Annotated in this window: 14 protein-coding genes; 3 read left to right on the forward strand and 11 right to left on the reverse strand. The window is 66.5% G+C overall.

Features of this window, described 5'->3' with window-relative positions; genetic code table 11:
- Nucleotides 1–58: 58 nt before the first annotated feature.
- The 4 genes from dnaG to G3N62_RS07440 all read right to left on the reverse strand — a co-directional run bounded on the left by dnaG (nt 59) and on the right by G3N62_RS07440 (nt 4180).
- On the reverse strand, nt 59–1930 hold the full coding sequence (gene dnaG, locus G3N62_RS07425; protein WP_034185743.1) for a DNA primase: 1872 nt from the start codon (nt 1928–1930) through the stop codon (nt 59–61).
- A 70-nt stretch (nt 1931–2000) separates the two neighbouring features.
- Nucleotides 2001–2447 (reverse strand): GatB/YqeY domain-containing protein, encoded by a 447-nt coding sequence (locus tag G3N62_RS07430; RefSeq protein ID WP_124668824.1) that lies wholly within the window; start codon nt 2445–2447, stop codon nt 2001–2003.
- A 194-nt stretch (nt 2448–2641) separates the two neighbouring features.
- Nucleotides 2642–2854: a 30S ribosomal protein S21 gene (rpsU, locus tag G3N62_RS07435; RefSeq protein WP_006479415.1), complete on the reverse strand. Its 213-nt coding sequence runs from the start codon at nt 2852–2854 to the stop codon at nt 2642–2644.
- 105 nt (nt 2855–2959) lie between these two features.
- Nucleotides 2960–4180 carry an NAD(P)/FAD-dependent oxidoreductase gene (locus G3N62_RS07440; RefSeq protein ID WP_059558409.1) on the reverse strand — a complete coding sequence of 407 codons (1221 nt, stop codon included), beginning with the start codon at nt 4178–4180 and terminating at the stop codon, nt 2960–2962.
- A gap of 130 nt (nt 4181–4310) precedes the next feature.
- On the opposite strand from G3N62_RS07440, the gene tsaD reads away from it, so the two are divergent.
- A complete protein-coding gene (gene tsaD / locus G3N62_RS07445; protein ID WP_034185741.1) occupies nt 4311–5351 on the forward strand; it encodes a tRNA (adenosine(37)-N6)-threonylcarbamoyltransferase complex transferase subunit TsaD in 1041 nt (346 codons plus the stop codon).
- Between the two features lie 88 nt (nt 5352–5439).
- Here tsaD and folE2 read toward each other — a convergent pair whose 3' ends face one another.
- From folE2 to G3N62_RS07465, 4 genes are all read right to left on the reverse strand, one after another.
- Nucleotides 5440–6249, reverse strand: a complete 810-nt coding sequence (gene folE2, locus G3N62_RS07450; protein WP_011355803.1) for a GTP cyclohydrolase FolE2 — start codon at nt 6247–6249, stop codon at nt 5440–5442.
- A gap of 154 nt (nt 6250–6403) precedes the next feature.
- Complete coding sequence (gene dxs / locus G3N62_RS07455; protein ID WP_034185740.1) at nt 6404–8308, reverse strand: 1-deoxy-D-xylulose-5-phosphate synthase; 1905 nt, start codon at nt 8306–8308, stop codon at nt 6404–6406.
- An 81-nt stretch (nt 8309–8389) separates the two neighbouring features.
- Nucleotides 8390–9274: a polyprenyl synthetase family protein gene (locus tag G3N62_RS07460; RefSeq protein ID WP_034185739.1), complete on the reverse strand. Its 885-nt coding sequence runs from the start codon at nt 9272–9274 to the stop codon at nt 8390–8392.
- Entirely contained in the window at nt 9271–9564 is a 294-nt protein-coding gene (locus G3N62_RS07465) for an exodeoxyribonuclease VII small subunit (protein WP_034185738.1), read from the reverse strand. The genes G3N62_RS07460 and G3N62_RS07465 overlap by 4 nt, the downstream gene beginning before the upstream one ends.
- A 270-nt stretch (nt 9565–9834) precedes the next feature.
- Here G3N62_RS07465 and G3N62_RS07470 point away from each other — a divergent pair, with 270 nt between their 5' ends.
- Together G3N62_RS07470 and G3N62_RS07475 are read left to right on the forward strand one after the other, a co-directional pair.
- Nucleotides 9835–10941 carry an aromatic ring-hydroxylating dioxygenase subunit alpha gene (locus G3N62_RS07470; protein ID WP_034185737.1) on the forward strand — a complete coding sequence of 369 codons (1107 nt, stop codon included), beginning with the start codon at nt 9835–9837 and terminating at the stop codon, nt 10939–10941.
- 117 nt (nt 10942–11058) lie between these two features.
- Nucleotides 11059–11928, forward strand: coding sequence for a sulfurtransferase (locus tag G3N62_RS07475; RefSeq protein WP_124668823.1), 870 nt, complete (start codon nt 11059–11061; stop codon nt 11926–11928).
- 54 nt (nt 11929–11982) lie between these two features.
- Here the strand turns inward: G3N62_RS07475 and G3N62_RS07480 are convergent, their stop codons facing one another.
- The 3 genes from G3N62_RS07480 to polA form a co-directional block, all read right to left on the reverse strand.
- On the reverse strand, nt 11983–12858 hold the full coding sequence (locus G3N62_RS07480) for a dienelactone hydrolase family protein (protein ID WP_034185735.1): 876 nt from the start codon (nt 12856–12858) through the stop codon (nt 11983–11985).
- Between the two features lie 396 nt (nt 12859–13254).
- Nucleotides 13255–14589 (reverse strand): NAD(P)/FAD-dependent oxidoreductase, encoded by a 1335-nt coding sequence (locus G3N62_RS07485; protein WP_049036581.1) that lies wholly within the window; start codon nt 14587–14589, stop codon nt 13255–13257.
- Between the two features lie 278 nt (nt 14590–14867).
- Complete coding sequence (gene polA / locus G3N62_RS07490; RefSeq protein ID WP_069705002.1) at nt 14868–17621, reverse strand: DNA polymerase I; 2754 nt, start codon at nt 17619–17621, stop codon at nt 14868–14870.
- Nucleotide 17622 lies beyond the last annotated feature (1 nt).

Here is a 17622-nt window from a genome sequence, read left to right on the forward strand (position 1 = left end):
CCGCTGGAAACCTTATATTATAGCACGCTGGGGAGCCCTCTCTAAGCGCCCCGGCCGCCTACAGCCCGAGCCGACGTTTCATGTCGGTTCGCTGCTGGTTCAATTCCGTCAATTCGGCCAACTCCTCGGGTGTGAAGGTGGATTGCCGCGCCAGCCGGTCAAGCCGGTCGCAGCAGGCGTCATAACGCATCTTGAGCACCGCCGCCTGCAGCTCCTCCCCCGCGATCCGTTCCTGCTCACGCTGCCGCTCGGGCACCGTCTCGTCTGCCGGATTCTGTAACAGCAAATCGCGGACGTTTTCATCATAGTCCAGAATTTCGCGGAAGATTTCCTCGTAAGTCGCCCCGTTCGAGGACGTCCGCAGGACATCCGACAGCAACCGGAACTCCGCGCCGTCGCCCAGCGCGCGCGCATGGTCGACGACTTCCGCGAACAGCTCGCCGATGCGCGGCAAGGTGCGCAGGGTCGCAATCTGCTCGTCGTCGAGCTGCGACGCGATGCGCGGATGCATCACCAGCGTGCGCAGTGCGCGCTTTTCGCTGTCCGTCACGCGGCGCCGCTCGCTGCGCGCGGGCGCCTGGCGCGGCGGCGCCGCGATCCGCGTATCGACGTCGGACAGCGCCGCGACCTCTTCGAACGGAATATCGAGGCGGTCCGCGAACATGTGCATGATCTGCGCGCGCAATGCGTTCGCGGGAAGCGCCTGCAGCAGCGGCTTCGCATCGAACAGCGCCTTCGCGCGGCCTTCCGGCTGATCGAGCGCCTTGCCCGAAATTGCTTCGTTCAACAGAAATTGTGACAGCGGCATCGCGCGCTCGACCTGCTCGGAGAACGCTTCGGCGCCGAACTCGCGCACATAGCTGTCCGGATCGTGCTCGGTCGGCAGAAAAAGGAACCGGATCGTGCGGTTGTCGCCCGCATGCGGCAGGCAGGCCTCGAGCGCGCGCCGCGCCGCCCGCCGCCCGGCCGAATCGCCGTCGAAACTGAAAATGACCGTGTCGGTCTGGCGCAGCAGCTTCTGCACGTGAATCGGCGTGCACGCGGTGCCGAGCGTCGCGACCGCGTTCGGGAACCCGAGCTGCGCGAGCGCGACGACGTCCATGTAGCCTTCGACGACCAGCACGTACTTGCGCTCGCGAATCGCGAGCCGCGCCTCGAACAACCCGTACAGTTCGCTGCCCTTGTTGAACAGCGGCGTTTCGGGGGAGTTCAGGTATTTCGGTTCGCCGCTGCCGAGCACGCGGCCGCCGAAGCCGATCACCTGTCCCTTCACGTTGCGGATCGGGAACATGATCCGCTCGCGGAACCGGTCGTAGCGGCGCGCGACGCCCTGCGCGTCGGTCTTCTCGCTGACGATCACGAGCCCCGACTCGACGAGCGACTCGTCGCGATAGTCCGGGAACGCGGCTTCGAGGTTCTGCCAGCCGTCCGGCGCGTAGCCGAGGCCGAAACGCGCGGCGATCTCGCCGGTCAGGCCCCGGTTCTTCAGGTACTGGATCGCGACGGTCGCACCGCGCAACTGCTTGCGGTAGTAGTCGCACGCGGCCGTCATCGCATCGGACAGCGCGGTCGCGACCGATTTCGACACCGGCGCCGGATAGTCGCCGCCACCGCCCCCGCCTCCGCCGCGCATCGACGGCTCGTGCGGCACGGTCAGCCCGACGGACTGCGCGAGTTCCTGCACGGCTTCCGGGAACGTGAGCCCCGCGTGCTCCATCAGGAAGCCGATTGCCGTGCCGTGCGCGCCGCAACCGAAGCAGTGATAGAACTGCTTGGTCGGGCTGACGGTAAACGACGGGCTCTTCTCGTTATGGAACGGGCACAACCCCATGAAGTTGGCGCCGCCCTTCTTGAGCTGCACGTACCGACCCACCACGTCGACGATATCGACGCGGTTCAGCAAGTCCTGCAGGAACGAATGCGGAATCACCGTGGGATCGAACGAAAAAAGACAATACGACGCCCGGCGCACGCATCGCTGGGCGCGCCGGGAACGGGTTTTACTTCGTGAGCGCGGCCTTGACCTGCGCGGAAACGGCCGTCATGTCGGCACGACCGGCGAGCTTGCCTTTCAGCACGCCCATCACCTTGCCCATGTCCTGCGGACCGGCTGCGCCGGTTTGCGCGACCGCCGCCTGGACTTCGGCCGCCACTTCGGCGTCCGACAGTTGCGCGGGCATGTAACCGCCCAGCACGGTCAGCTCGGCCTGCTCCTTCGCGACGAGGTCGTCGCGGCCGGCGGACTGGAACTGGCTGATCGAATCCTTGCGCTGCTTGATCATCTTGTCGATCACGGCCGTGATGCCCGCGTCGTCGAGCGTCACGCGATCATCGACCTCACGCTGCTTGATCGCGGCCATCAGCAGGCGAATCGTCGCCAGGCGCTCGCTTTCCTTCGCGCGCATCGCGGCCTTCATGTCTTCGCTGATCTGCTCTTTCAAACTCATCTTTCACCCGGGATGGAAACGTGAATCCGACGCCCGTGAACGGGCGTCAACACAAAAACCCGCTTGGGACAGTGTCTCAAGCGGGTTGCTCGAATCCGGCATCGGCGACTCGCCGCCTGATCGGCTGTGCGATCGCACCCGATCGCACGGAGTCGCCGGTGCGCCGCTCAGCGAACCGCGCGGCGCCCAATCGTTCAGTACAGCTTCTTCGGCAGCGTCTGGCTGCGAATCCGCTTGTAATGACGCTTCACCGCAGCGGCCTTCTTGCGCTTGCGCTCCGCGGTCGGCTTCTCGTAAAACTCGCGCGCGCGAAGCTCGGTCAGCAGACCATTCTTCTCGATCGTGCGCTTGAAGCGACGCATTGCAACTTCGAACGGCTCGTTCTCTTTAACGCGAATGATCGTCATGATCCGACACGAATAAAGGTTTGCAGGGAAAGACTACCGAGTATAGCAGAGCGATTGCCTAAAGGCACGGGGCCTGGTCCCGCTTGAACGGGCCGCCGCGGCCCGTCAGGCGGCGCGCGAATACTCCGCCGCCGCTTGCCCGGCCGCCGTGCCGGACGCCCATGCCCACTGGAAGTTGTAGCCGCCGAGCCAGCCCGTCACGTCCACCGCCTCGCCGACGAAATACAGCCCCGGCACGCGCGCGCTCATCATCGTCGCCGACGACAGCTCGCGCGTATCGACCCCGCCCTTCGTCACTTCGGCCTTCTTGTAGCCCTCAGTGCCGTTCGGCGTCAGCGTCCAGCCGGACAGCGCCTCGCCGATCTGGCGCAGCGTCCGGTCGGGCAGGTCCGCGAGCCGAGCGTCGGCCGCGACGCGATGCGTATCGAGCCACGCATGGGCGAGACGCGACGGCACCCAGTCGGCGAGCAGCGAACCGATCTGGCGCTTCGACGTGCGCTTCGCGTCGAGCAGGTCGGCCACCGAGTCGCGCTGCGGCAGCAGGTCGACGCGGATCGGGTCGCCGGGCTGCCAGTAGCTCGAGATCTGCAGGATGCCGGGCCCGGACAGGCCGCGATGGGTCAACAGCAGATCCTCGACGAATTCGCCGCCGCGCTTCCTGTCGCCGGTCGACACGCGTACCTCGAGCGACACGCCCGACAGCGCCGCGAACGGCTCCCAGTCCTGCGGCGCGAACGTCAGCGGCACGAGCGCGGGCCGCGTATCGACGAGCTTGTGGCCGAACTGCTTCGCCAGCCGGTAGCCGAAGTCGGTCGCGCCGATCTTCGGAATCGACAGGCCGCCCGTCGCGACGATCAGGGCGCGCGCACCGATCGCGCCGGCCTGCTGCGTGTCGAGCACGAAGCCGTCGGCCGGCGCGTGGCGCACCGCATCGACGACGACGGGCCGGCGCCACGCGATGCCGCCCGCGTCGCACTCGTGCTTCAGCACGTCGATGATCGCGTCGCTGCCGTGGTCGCAGAAGAGCTGGCCCTTGTGCTTTTCGTGCCAGGTCACGTGATGGCGCTTGAGCAGCCCGAGGAAGTCGCGCGGCGTATAGCGCGCCAGCGCCGAGCGCGCGAAATGCGGATTCGACGACAGATAGTTGTCGGGGCCGGCGTACAGGTTCGTGAAGTTGCAGCGGCCGCCGCCCGAGATGCGGATCTTCTCGGCGAGCCGCGGCGCGTGATCGATCAGCACGACGCGGCGGCCGAGCTGCCCGGCGACCGCGGCGCTCATCATCCCGGCGGCGCCCGCGCCGATCACGGCGATGTCATAGGTTTCCATGGCGCGGATTGTACCTGCCCGGCATCGGGCCCGGGCCGCCGCCTGCGCCGGCCGGCCCTCGCCTGCTATACTTTCCGGTTACGTTGACCTTCCCGCGGCGCGCCCGACACCGCGCGCCCTGCCCGCACCCATGCTCGTTCTCGGCATCGAAAGCTCCTGCGACGAAACCGGCCTCGCGCTCTACGACACGCAGCGCGGCCTGCTCGCGCACGCGCTCCATTCGCAGATCGCGATGCACCGCGACTACGGCGGCGTCGTGCCCGAGCTCGCGTCGCGCGACCACATCCGCCGCGCGCTGCCGCTGCTCGAGGAAGTGATGGCGCAAAGCGGCACGCGCCGCGACGACATCGACGCGATCGCGTTCACGCAGGGCCCCGGCCTCGCCGGCGCGCTGCTGGTCGGCGCGAGCATCGCGAATGCGCTCGCCCTCGCATGGAACAAGCCGACCGTCGGCATCCATCACCTCGAAGGCCACCTGCTGTCGCCGCTGCTCGTCGACGCGCCGCCGCCGTTTCCGTTCATCGCGCTGCTGGTATCCGGCGGCCACACGCAGCTGATGCGCGTGACCGACGTCGGCGTGTACGAGACGCTCGGCGAAACGCTCGACGACGCGGCCGGCGAAGCGTTCGACAAGACGGCGAAGCTGATCGGCCTCGGCTACCCGGGCGGCCCGGAAGTGTCGAAGCTCGCCGAGACGGGCACGCCGGGCGCGGTCGTGCTGCCGCGCCCGATGCTGCATTCGGGCGATCTCGACTTCAGCTTCAGCGGCCTGAAGACGGCCGTGCTCACGCAGATGAAGAAGTTCGAGGCGGCAAAGCTGGAAGGCGAAGCACTCGAGCGCGCGAAAGCCGATCTTGCGCGCGGCTTCGTCGACGCGGCCGTCGACGTGCTCGTTGCGAAGTCGCTCGCCGCGCTGAAGCAGACCCGACTCAAGCGCCTCGTGGTCGCGGGCGGCGTCGGCGCGAACCGCCAGTTGCGTGCGGCATTGTCGGCCGCCGCGGCCAAGCGCGGCTTCGACGTGCACTACCCCGATCTCGCGCTCTGCACCGACAACGGCGCGATGATCGCGCTCGCGGGCGCACTGCGGCTCGGCCGCTGGCCCGAGCAGGCGAATGCGGACTACGCATTCACGGTGAAGCCGCGCTGGGATCTCGCGTCGCTCGCCCGCTGACTCCCCGCAACGCGACACCGCACGCAACACAGCAAAAAGGCCGCTCGTTCGAGCGGCCTTCTTCATGGCGAGACAAAAAGACGCGGCGTCATGCAGCCTGACGTTTGTCGCGCTCGATCAGCGCGTACGCGCTGTGATTGTGGATCGACTCGAAGTTCTCGGCCTCGAGCACGTAGGCGGCCACGCGCTCGTCCGCATCGAGACGCTGCGCGACGTCGCGCACGAGATCCTCGACGAACTTCGGATTCTCGTAGGCGCGCTCGGTGACGAACTTCTCGTCCGGACGCTTCAACAGGCCCCACAGTTCGCACGACGCCTCTTCTTCCGCGATACGGATCAGCGCCTCGACCGGCAGGTCGGCTGCAAGCTCCGCATCGATCGTCACATGCGAGCGCTGGTTGTGCGCGCCGTACTGCGAGATCTTCTTCGAGCACGGGCACAGGCTCGTCACCGGCACGAGCACCTTCAGGAACAGGCGCGTGTCGCCGTTGCGGCTTTCGCCCGCGAGCGTCACTTCGTAATCGAGCAGGCTCTGCACGCCCGACACCGGCGCCGTCTTGTTCACGAAGTACGGGAACGTGACCTCGATGCGGCCGGCTTCGGCTTCGAGCTTCTCGAGCATCGACGCGAGCATCGCGCGGAAACGCTCGACCGTCAGCGGCGCGCGGTTCTCTTCGAGCAGCGCGACGAAGCGCGACATGTGCGTGCCTTTCTGGTCGGCAGGCAGGCGGACGTCGAGGTTCCAGACACCGACGGTCGGCTGCACGTCGCCGCTTTCGGTGCACACCGTCAACGGATGCCGGACCGCCTTCACGCCCACGCGCTGAATCGGGATCTGACGGGTATCCACCGTGCTCTGCACGTCGGGCATCACGAAGGCGGGATTCATCTGGTTCATCTTGTTCAATCCTTGTAAGCCGCGCGTCCGACGACGCGCACGCCGCGTCATGCGGCAGCCGGAAAAGCAACATGGGCCCGCAGGCCCATGTTTTCCGCATCAATGAAGACCGGTTGCGCCAGTCGCACCGGCACCGCCCACGGGCGGCGCCAGCTTATGCGACGCGCTTCGCCTGACCGGCGACATCGGCCGCCGGGCTCAGAAAGCGTTCGCGAATCGATTTCGCGATGCCCGCGCCGTCGAGGCCGCATTGCGACAGCAGCTTCGCGGGATCGCCGTGATCGATGAACAGGTCAGGGAGGCCCAATTGTAGTACGGGTCGGATAACCCCACTCTCCATCAGGGCTTCCACGCAGGCCGAGCCCGCGCCCCCCATCACGCAACCTTCCTCGACCGTGACGAGGTAGTCGTGCGTTTCGGCGAGCTCGCGCACGAGCGCCGCGTCGACCGGCTTCACGAAGCGCATGTTCGCGACCGTTGCGTCGAGCTCCTCGCCCGCCGCCAGCGACGGTGCGACCATCGTGCCGAATGCGAGGATCGCGACGCGCTTGCCTTCCGGCTGCGACGTGCGGCGACGCACTTCGCCCTTGCCGACCGGGATCTCGGTGAACTCCTTCACCGTCGCCACCCCGGTGCCCGCGCCGCGCGGATAACGCACCGCGGTCGGGTTCGGCTGCTGCAGCGCCGTGTGCAGCATCTGGCGGCATTCGTTCTCGTCGGATGCCGCCATGATCGTCATGTTCGGGATGCAGCGCATGAACGCGAGATCGTACGCACCCGCGTGCGTCGCGCCGTCCGCGCCGACGAGGCCCGCGCGGTCGATCGCGAACACGACCGGCAGGTTCTGCAGCGCGACGTCGTGAATCAGCTGGTCGTATGCCCGTTGCAGGAACGTCGAATAGATCGCGACGACCGGCTTCAGCCCTTCGGTTGCGAGGCCGCCCGCGAACGTCACCGCGTGCTGCTCGGCGATGCCGACGTCGTAGTAGCGATCCTTGAAACGCTTCTCGAACTCGACCATGCCCGAGCCTTCGCGCATCGCGGGCGTGATGCCGACGACGCGCGTATCGCGCTCGGCTTCATCGCACAGCCATTCGCCGAACACCTGCGTGTAGGTCTTCTTCGCGGGCGTGGTCGACGGCTTGATGCCTTCGGCCGGGTTGAACTTGCCGGGACCGTGATAGAGCACGGGATCGGCTTCGGCGAGCTTGTACCCCTGGCCTTTCTTCGTCACCACGTGCAGGAACTGCGGGCCGCGCAGTTCGCGGATGTTCTGCAGCGTCGGGATCAGCGAATCGAGATCGTGACCGTCGATCGGGCCGATGTAGTTGAAGCCGAACTCCTCGAACAGCGTGGCCGGCACGACCATGCCCTTCGCGTGCTCCTCGAGCTTGCGCGCGAGTTCGAGCACCGGCGGCGCCACGCTCAGCACGCGCTCGACACCGGCACGCGCGGCCGCATAGAAGCGGCCCGACATCAGGCGGGCGAGATGACGATTCAGCGCGCCGACCGGCGGCGAGATCGACATGTCGTTGTCGTTCAGGATCACGAGCACCTTCGCGTCTTCCGACACGCCCGCGTTGTTCATCGCCTCGAACGCCATGCCGGCCGTCATCGCGCCGTCGCCGATCACGGCGATCGAGAAGCGGTCGTCGCCGTTCAGCTGGCTGCCGATCGCCATGCCCAGCGCGGCCGAGATCGACGTGCTCGAGTGCGCGGTGCCGAACGTGTCGTATTCGGATTCGCTGCGGCGCGGGAAGCCCGAGATGCCGTCCTGCTGACGCAGCGAATGCATCTGGTCGCGGCGGCCCGTCAGGATCTTGTGCGGGTAGGTCTGGTGGCCCACGTCCCAGACGATGCGATCGTTCGGCGTGTTGAACACGTAGTGCAACGCGATCGTCAGCTCGACCGTCCCGAGGTTGGACGACAAATGGCCGCCCGTCTTCGACACGCTGTCGAGCACGAACGCACGCAGTTCATCCGCGAGCGGTTGCAGTTGGCGACGATCGAGGCGGCGCAAATCCGCCGGGTCGTCGATGGTTTTCAGCAAGTCGTACATCGTCGTTCCATTGTAGGAAATCAAACGCGCCCGCATTCTATTGCACGCACCGTAGCGTGTGCGCGGCGGCGGGCTTTCGCGTCAGCTGACCCGGTTCACTACCAGGTCGGCAAGTTCGGCGAGACGCTGTGCGCGTGCGCCGAACGGTTTCAGCGCGTCGTGCGCTTCGGCGCGCAGCTGCGCTGCCAGCTCGCGCGACGCCTCGAGGCCGAGGATCGATACGTAGGTCGGCTTGTCGTTCGCCGCGTCCTTGCCGGCCGTCTTGCCGAGCGTCGCCGAATCGGTCGTGACGTCGAGAATGTCGTCGACGACCTGGAAGGCCAGACCCACGGCCCCCGCATAGACGTCGAGCGCGGCCATCGTTTCCGCCGACGGCGTCTCGCCGGCCAGCGCGCCCATCCGCACGGCCGCGCGCAGCAGTGCGCCGGTCTTCATCCGGTGCATCGTTTCGAGCTGTTCGCGCGTCAGCTTGAGGCCGACGCTCGCCAGGTCGATCGCCTGCCCGCCCGCCATGCCGATCGAGCCGCTCGCAAGCGCCAGTTCACGCACGAGCGCGGCCTGCTGCACCGGCGACAGCGCCTCGGCGTCGGTCAGCGCGACGAACGCCTGCGACTGCAGCGCGTCGCCGACCAGCAGGGCCGTCGGCTCGTCGTACTGCACGTGCACGGTCGGCTTGCCGCGGCGCAACGCATCGTCGTCCATGCACGGCATGTCGTCGTGCACGAGCGAATAGACGTGGATCATCTCCAGCGCCGCCGCCGCCGCATTGCGTGCCGCTTCCGTCGCGCCGGTCAGTTCGCCTGCTGCATGGCACAGCAGCGGACGAACCCGCTTGCCGCCACCGAGGACCGCGTAGCGCATCGCCTCGTGAAGTTTCGCGGGCATCGCGGTATCGGCGGGCAGATAGTGGCCGAGTGCGTTCTCGACACGGTCAAGCACGGACCGCATCCATTGTTCGAATGTCATAGATCGTCGTCTTCGCCGTCCGTGGCGGCCGTTCCGGACGAAAGCGGCTTCAGCGTCGCGCCGTCGAGCACGCGAACCTGCTGCTCCACTTTCTCGAGCTGCTGTTGGCAAAACGCAACGAGGGCCGCACCGCGGCGGTATGCCGTCAGTGAATCCTCGAGGCTCAACGCGCCGCCTTCCATCCGGGCAACCAGCGTCTCGAGTTCCGCGAGCGCCATCTCGTAATTGTCCGGCAACGGTTCGGTGCCATTGCCGGGCGGCGTGGCGCCTGGGGATGCGGTTTTCGCCATGGACGAGGTGTCAAATTTCAAAACAAGTCGGACATTCTACGGCAAAAGAGAATTTTCCGACCTGCCGTCGTGGGCACCCCGGTACATATTCCGGCCCCATCTCCGACGCACATTGTGCGCCTCCCGCGGGTCGCCCGACAAAAAATTGACACAAATCAGGCACTTAATCCTAGCCTTGCGAGGCGAACCGGGTATAATTCTCCGTTTCCCTAAATCGATTTTTCGATGGTTGGGTTGTTCACTGCTTTCACGCTAACACCGGGAGTGGGAATGTCCAATCTGAGCGATGCGCTTCAGTTGAAGTCGGCCCACAGCCAGCTTCCAGTCACTGCATATTTCGATGAGGCGCTACTCGAGCGCGAGATCGAAACCCTCTTCAAGAAAGGACCTCGTTACGTCGGGCACGAATTGATGGTGCCCGAGGCGGGGGATTATTTCGCGCTGCCGTCCGAGCAGGAAGGCCGCGTGCTGGTCCGCAACCAGACGAACCAGATCGAACTGCTGTCGAACGTCTGCCGCCACCGTCAGGCGATCATGCTCAACGGGCGCGGCCGCACGCAGAACATCGTGTGCCCGCTGCACCGCTGGACGTACGACCTGGAAGGCGAGTTGCTCGGCGCACCGCACTTCCCCGACAAGCCGTGCCTGAACCTCGGCAAGAGCCCGCTGCAAAACTGGCAGGGGCTGCTGTTCGAGGCCGAAGGCCGCAACGTCGCGCGCGATCTTGCCCACCTCGGCACCAAGCATCACTTCGACTTCTCCGAGTACCACTTCGATCACGTCGAAGTGCACGAGTGCGATTACAACTGGAAGACGTTCATCGAGGTCTACCTCGAGGATTACCACGTCGTCCCGTTCCACCCGGGTCTCGGCAGCTTCGTGTCGTGCGACGACCTCAAGTGGGAGTTCGGCGACTGGTACAGCGTGCAGACGGTCGGCGTGCACAACGCGCTCGCGAAACCGGGCAGCGCGACTTACCAGAAATGGCACGAGCAGGTGCTGAAGTTCCGCAACGGCGTGCCGCCGGAGTTCGGCGCGATCTGGATGGTCTACTACCCGGGCCTAATGATCGAGTGGTACCCGCACGTGCTCGTCGTGTCGTGGCTGATCCCGCGCGGCCCGCAGAAGACGACCAACATCGTCGAGTTCTATTACCCCGAGGAAATCGCGCTGTTCGAACGCGAATTCGTCGAGGCCGAGCGCGCCGCCTATATGGAAACGGCCGTCGAGGACGACGAGATCGCCATGCGGATGGACGCAGGCCGCCGTGCGCTGATGGCACGCGGCGAGTCGCAGGTCGGCCCGTACCAGAGCCCGATGGAAGACGGCATGCAGCACTTCCACGAATTCCTGCGCCGCCACCTCGGCGACCTCTGACGGCCGGTGCGGCGCCTTGACGCCGCATGGTATCCGGCAGACGAAAAGACGGGCTTCGGCCCGTCTTTTTTTGTTTAGACTTGGAGTGTCAGGCCAATTGCACTCCAGGGAGTCGTCATGCCACACACTCACTACACCACGCTCATCTCCGCCGCCAACCTCGCCGAGCGCCTGGCCGCGGCGCCCGGCAGCGTCGTCCTGTTCGACTGCCGCTTCGATCTCGCCGATCCCGGCGCAGGCGAAGCGGCCTATGCGGCCGGCCACCTCCCCGGCGCACACTACCTTCATCTCGACCGCGACCTGTCGGGCCGCAAGACCGGCACCAACGGCCGCCATCCGCTGCCGACCCGCGACGCATTCGCCACGCTGCTCGCCAGCCACGGCGTCAAGCAAGGCCAGCAGGTAGTCGCATACGACGCGCAAGGCGGCGCGTATGCGGCGCGCCTGTGGTGGCTGCTACGCTGGCTCGGCCACGATTCGGTCGCCGTGCTCGACGGCGGCCTGCAGGCCTGGGAAGCAGCGGGCCAGCCGCTGACGGCCGACGTGCCGCAACCGGCCGCCGGCGATTTCCGCGCGGCAGCGCCGCTCGAATCGACGGTCGACGCGGCAGCCGTGCTCGCGAACGTGACGTCGCCCACGCGCGTCGTGATCGATGCGCGCGCACCGGACCGCTACCGCGGCGAAAACGAAACGATCGATCGTGTCGGCGGCCACATCCCCGGCGCGCGCAACCGCTTCTTCAAGGACAACCTGAATGCCGACGGCCGCTTCAAGACCGGCCATGAATTGCGCGAAGCGTTCTCGACCGTACTGGCCGGCACCGAGCCGAACCGCGTGATCCTGCAATGCGGCTCCGGCGTGACCGCGTGCCACAACGCGCTGGCGATGGAGGTGGCGGGGCTGCACGGCGCATCGCTGTACCCGGGCTCGTGGAGCGAATGGAGCGCCGATCCGTCGCGGCCGATCGCCACCGGCCCGACGCCGTAAGCACCAGCGTCACGCAGCAGTGACGAAGCGGCGGCATGGGCCGCCGCTGCTCGTTTACATCACGCCGTACTTGTGGAACCACGCGATCGCGCGCTTCCAGCCGTCCTCGGCATCGCCCTTGACGTAGCTCGGCCGGTAGTCGGCGAAGAACGCGTGACCGGCATCCGGATACACGACGATCTCCGATTCGCGCGCGAGCTTCGAGTCGCTCGCCTGGATCGCCTTGCGCATGTCCGCGAGCGACGCCTGCGTGATGTTCGTATCCTTCTCGCCGTACAGACCGAGTACCGGCACCTTCAGCGACGACGCATGATCGACCGGGTTGAACGGCGTCATCTCGTCGGTCTTGCCCTCGACGAAGCCATACCATGCAACGGCCGCGCGCACGTGCGGATCGTGCTCGGCATAGAGCCACGCCTGGCGCCCGCCCCAGCAGAAGCCCGTCACGCCGAGACGCGTCAGGTCGCCGCCGTTCTTGCCGGCCCACGCCACCGTCGCATCGAGATCCTCGGTGACCTGGCGGTCCGGCACCTTGCTGATGATGTGGTCGTACAGCTCCTTCATCGTCGGATACTTCGCCGCATTGCCCTGCCGCGCGAACAGGTCGGGCGCGATCGCAAGATAACCGAGCTTCGCGAAACGGCGGCAGACGTCGGCGATATGCGCGTGCACGCCGAAGATCTCGTGGATCACGATCACGACCGGCAGGTTCGTCTTGTCGGCCGGTTGCGCGCGATAAGCCGGCACGCTCGCGTCGCCCGAGCGGATCTCGACGGTGTCGACGTCCAGCCCGGCGCTGTCGGTCGTGACCGTCTGCGCCGAAACGGGCAGCACGGCCGCCGCGAAGGTGCCGCCCAGCGCGGCCTGCATGAACTTGCGGCGCGAGAACGGAACGTGGGGGACCAGGCTGTCGACTTCGGGTTTCAACATGAATGCACTCCTCGATTGGGCGCCGCCGTCACGATTCCGGATGCGTATGACGGGGCATCGCGCCGGCGCACGGCGCGGACGTCGCGGCGGTGGGCACCCCCGCCGCGGACGGAAACCCGGACAAGATGCCCAATAATCCGTTGTCGCGTCAACTGTCAGATGTGTAAGACTCGATTACGACGTGTTGCGTCGACCGCCTCGATCCCCACGCACAAGCCCGCTGGTGGCCTGTCGGATCGTCACGCGGCCCGTCGCCTGCCGGCCGTCGCGATTCGCCGGATGCTTGCCGATTGAAAAGAAAATCCCGCGGGCGATGCCGTCGCCTCCTGCAAAAACAACGGGCGGGGAACCTGCGCGACGCGCACGCTACCCGCCCGCCCCCGCGCGAACGCGCGATCAGTGCAGCTTGACGCGCGGCAGCGTCGTGCGCCGCAGCCAGTGCGCGACCGTGTCGAGGATCATCCGCGGATAGCCGTGCAGCGCCGCGATGTGCAGCCGGTACAGCGACATGTACATGAAACGCGCGAACAGCCCTTCGATCAGCATGTTGCCGCCGATCAGCCCGCCCATCAGGTTGCCGACCGCGCTGAAGTGGCCGAGCGACACGAGCGAGCCGAAATCCTTGTACGTGAACTCGGGCAGCGGACGCCCTTCGAGCCGGCAGCCGATCGCCTTCAGCAGGAAGCTCGCCTGCTGGTGCGCAGCCTGCGCGCGCGGCGGCACGTTGCGTTCGTTGCCGGGCCACACGCACGCCGCGCAGTCGCCGAGCGCGAACACGTTGTCGTCGGTGAAGGTCTGCAGCGTGCGGCGCACGTCGAGCTGGCCGAGCTTGTTGACCTGCAGGCCGTCGAGATGCGACAGCACCGACGGCGCCTTGATGCCGGCCGCCCAGACCGTCAGGTCCGCACGCACCGCCTTGCCGCTCGCGGTATGCACGAACCCCGGCGCGACCTCGGTCACGCGCTCGCCGAGCATCAATCGCACGCCCAGCTTCTCGAGCAGTTCGGCCGTCGCGGTCGACACGCGTTCCTGCAATGCCGGCAGGATCCGCGGTCCCGATTCGATCAGCACGATGCCGACGTCGTGGCGCGGATCGAGCTTGTGCAGCCCGTACACGGACAGCACCTGCGCCGTGTTGCGCAGTTCCGCGGACAACTCGACGCCCGTCGCGCCGCCGCCGACGATCACGACCTGGATGCGCGGCTCGGCCGTTTCGCCCGGGGCGGTCGGCGCAGGCGCCTGGTGTTCGGCGCGCATGCACGCGGCGATCAGCCGCTTGCGGAAGCGCTCGGCCTCCCCGACCGTATCGAGCGCGATCGCGTTTTCCGGTGCGCCCTGCACGCCGAAGAAGTGGGTCGTACTGCCGATCGCGATCACGAGCGTGTCGTATTCCAGCTCGCGCGCCGGCAGCAGTTCCGCGCCGTCGCTGTCGTTGAGGGGCGACAACGTGACGCGCTTCGCCGTGCGGTCGAGCCCGGTCAGCTCGCCCTGCTGAAACTCGAAGCCGTGCCAGCGCGCCTGCGCCGCGTATTCGAGCTCCTGCGTGAACGGGTCCATGCTGCCGGCCGCAACCTCGTGCAGCAGCGGTTTCCAGATGTGGGTCGGATTGCGGTCGACGAGCGTGACAAGCGCACGCGCGGGACGATTGCCGCGCGCGCCGTAACGGTCGCCGAGCCGCGTCGCCAGTTCCAGGCCGCCCGCGCCTCCGCCTACGATGATGATCCGATGCATCTGATTCCCCCTTTGCGATTCGAAACTGCTGCCGCCGGGCAAAGCCAATGCGATGCATTCGCGCCGCCCGGTGGATTAACCGGTTCGGACACCATCGTTGTGCAGTTCGAAGCACTTCGATGCGACCGACCCGGAACGCGGGGCGCGCGGCCCCGCGTCAATGACATGACTGACATGCATTGTCCGGGAGCTTGCGCGTTGACCACAAGCAAACCATCTCGATATTCAGCATCCCTGCAACAATATGCCGCGGGAAACGCGAACCGCACGGGGGTGCGTCAGTGTGCCTCTTCCCAGTTCGCGCCGGCACCGACCTCGGCGACGAGCGGCACCTTCAGCTTCGCGACGCCGCACATCATTTCCGGCAGTTTCTCGCGCACCAGCGACAGCTCGTCGTCGGGCACCTCGAGCACCAGTTCATCGTGCACCTGCATGATCATGCGCGACGCGAGCTTGTCGCGCGTGAGCCAGTCGTCCACCGCGATCATCGACAGCTTGATCAGGTCGGCGGCCGTGCCCTGCATCGGCGCGTTGATGGCCGCGCGCTCGGCCGCCTGGCGGCGCGGGCCGTTGCCGCCGTTGATTTCCGGCAGCCACAGGCGGCGGCCGAAAACGGTTTCGACGTAGCCCTTTTCCTTCGCCAGCGAGCGCGTGTCCTCCATGTACTGCGCGACGCCCGGGTAGCGGGCGAAATAACGGTCGATATAGAGCTTCGCCGCGTCACGCGTGATGCCGAGGTTCGACGCGAGGCCGAACGCGCTCATCCCGTAGATGAGCCCGAAGTTGATCACCTTCGCGATCCGGCGCTGGTCGGAATTGACCTCCAGCGGCGTCACGCCGAACACCTCGGCGGCCGTCGCGCGGTGGATGTCCTCGCCCTGCGAGAACGCACGCAGCAGCGACGCGTCGCCGGAGATATGCGCCATGATCCGCAGTTCGATCTGCGAATAGTCGGCCGACACGATCCGGTGACCCGGCGACGCGATGAACGCCTCGCGGATGCGCCGGCCTTCGGCCGTGCGCACCGGAATGTTCTGAAGATTCGGGTCGTTCGATGCGAGGCGGCCCGTCACCGCGACGGCCTGCGCATAGTTCGTGTGCACGCGCCCCGTCGAAGGGTTCACCATGCGCGGCAGCTTGTCGGTATAGGTCGACTTCAGCTTCGACAGCCCGCGATGCTCGAGCAGCAGCTTCGGCAGCGGGTAGTCCTCCGCCAGCTTCTGCAGCACCTCTTCGTCGGTCGACGGCGCACCGCTCGGCGTCTTCTTCACGACGGGCAACTGCAGCTTCTCGAAGAAGATCTGCCCGATCTGCTTCGGCGAGCCGAGATTGAATTCGCCGCCCGCCAGCTCGTACGCCTGCGCTTCGAGCTCGATCAGGCGCGTCGCGATTTCGGTGCTCTGCGCGTGCAGCCGCGCATCGTCGATCAGCACGCCCGTGCGCTCCATCTTGCGCAGCACGCGCGAGACCGGCATCTCGATCTCGCGATACACGCGCTCGAGGCCCGGCTCGCGCGCGACCTGCGGATACAGCACGTGATGAAGCTGCAGCGTGATGTCCGCATCTTCGGCCGCGTACTCGGCGGCTTGCGCAAGCGCCACTTCGTCGAAGCCGATCTGCTTCGCCCCCTTGCCCGCGACGTCTTCGTACTTGATCGTCTTGACGCCCAGATGACGCAGCGCGAGGCTGTCCATGTCGTGCGTGCGGTGCGATTCGACGACGTACGATTCGAGCAGCGTGTCGTGCTCGATGCCGTTCAGTTCGATGTCGTAGTTCGCGAGCACCTGCGCGTCGTACTTCAGGTGCTGGCCGACCTTCTTGCGGTCGGCCGATTCGAGCCACGGCTTCAGGCGCGCGAGCACCTCGTCGATCGGCAGTTGCTCAGGCATGTCGGGGCCGCGGTGCGCGACCGGCAGATACGCGGCCTTGCCCGGCTCGACCGAGAACGACAGGCCGACGAGGCGCGCGAGCATCGGGTCGAGCGCGGTCGTCTCGGTGTCGAACGCGGTCAGCTTCGCGTCGTTGATCTTCGCGAACCAGGCGTCGAACTGCTCCCAGGTCTGGATCGTGTCGTATTCGCGCACGATGTCGGCCGCCACCACCGGTGCCGGCTCGCCTTCCGGCGCATCGGCGCCGCCGCCTTCCGCCGGCGCGCTGTCGACTTCGCGCAGCCAGGTCTTGAAGCCGTAGCGCGCGAAGATGTCGCGCATCATGTCGCGCGCTTCGCCGTCGCTCTTCAGCGACGCTTCGATCGACTCGAGATGCGGCGCGAGATCGCAGGCCGTCTCGACGGTCACGAGCTTGCGGCCGAGCGGCAGGAAATCGAGCGCGCGGCGCAGGTTGTCGCCGACCACGCCCTTGATCTCGCCCGCGTGCTCGATGACGCCGTCGAGGCTGTCGTATTGCGCGAGCCATTTCACGGCCGTCTTCGGCCCGCACTTCTCGACGCCGGGCACGTTGTCGACGGTATCGCCGATCAGCGCGAGGTAGTCGATGATGCGCTCGGGCGGCACGCCGAACTTCGCGATCACGCCGTCGCGGTCGAGCGTTTCGTTGGTCATCGTGTTGACGAGCGTGACGCGGTCGGTCACAAGCTGCGCGAGATCCTTGTCGCCGGTCGACACGATCACGTTCATCCCGTGCCGCTCGGCTTCGCGCGCGAGCGTGCCGATCACGTCGTCGGCCTCGACGCCTTCGACCATCAGCAGCGGCCAGCCGAGCGCGCGCACCGCGCCGTGGATCGGCTCGACCTGCAATGCAAGATCGGGCGGCATCGACGGACGGTTTGCCTTATAGTCGGCATAAAGGTCGTCACGGAACGTCTTGCCCTTTGCATCGAACACGCAAGCGCTATACTCTGCACTGACTTCCTTGCGCATACGGCGCAGCATGTTGATGATTCCGTAGAGCGCTCCGGTCGGCTCCCCGCCAGGGCCACGCAAATCAGGCATCGCATGGTAAGCCCGATACAGATAGCTCGAACCGTCAACCAATAGCAGGGTCTTACCTTCCAGATTTCGTTCTTCAGGCATT

This window comes from Burkholderia sp. Tr-20355 (assembly GCF_017104685.1).
Taxonomy (GTDB): Bacteria; Pseudomonadota; Gammaproteobacteria; order Burkholderiales; family Burkholderiaceae; genus Burkholderia; species Burkholderia seminalis.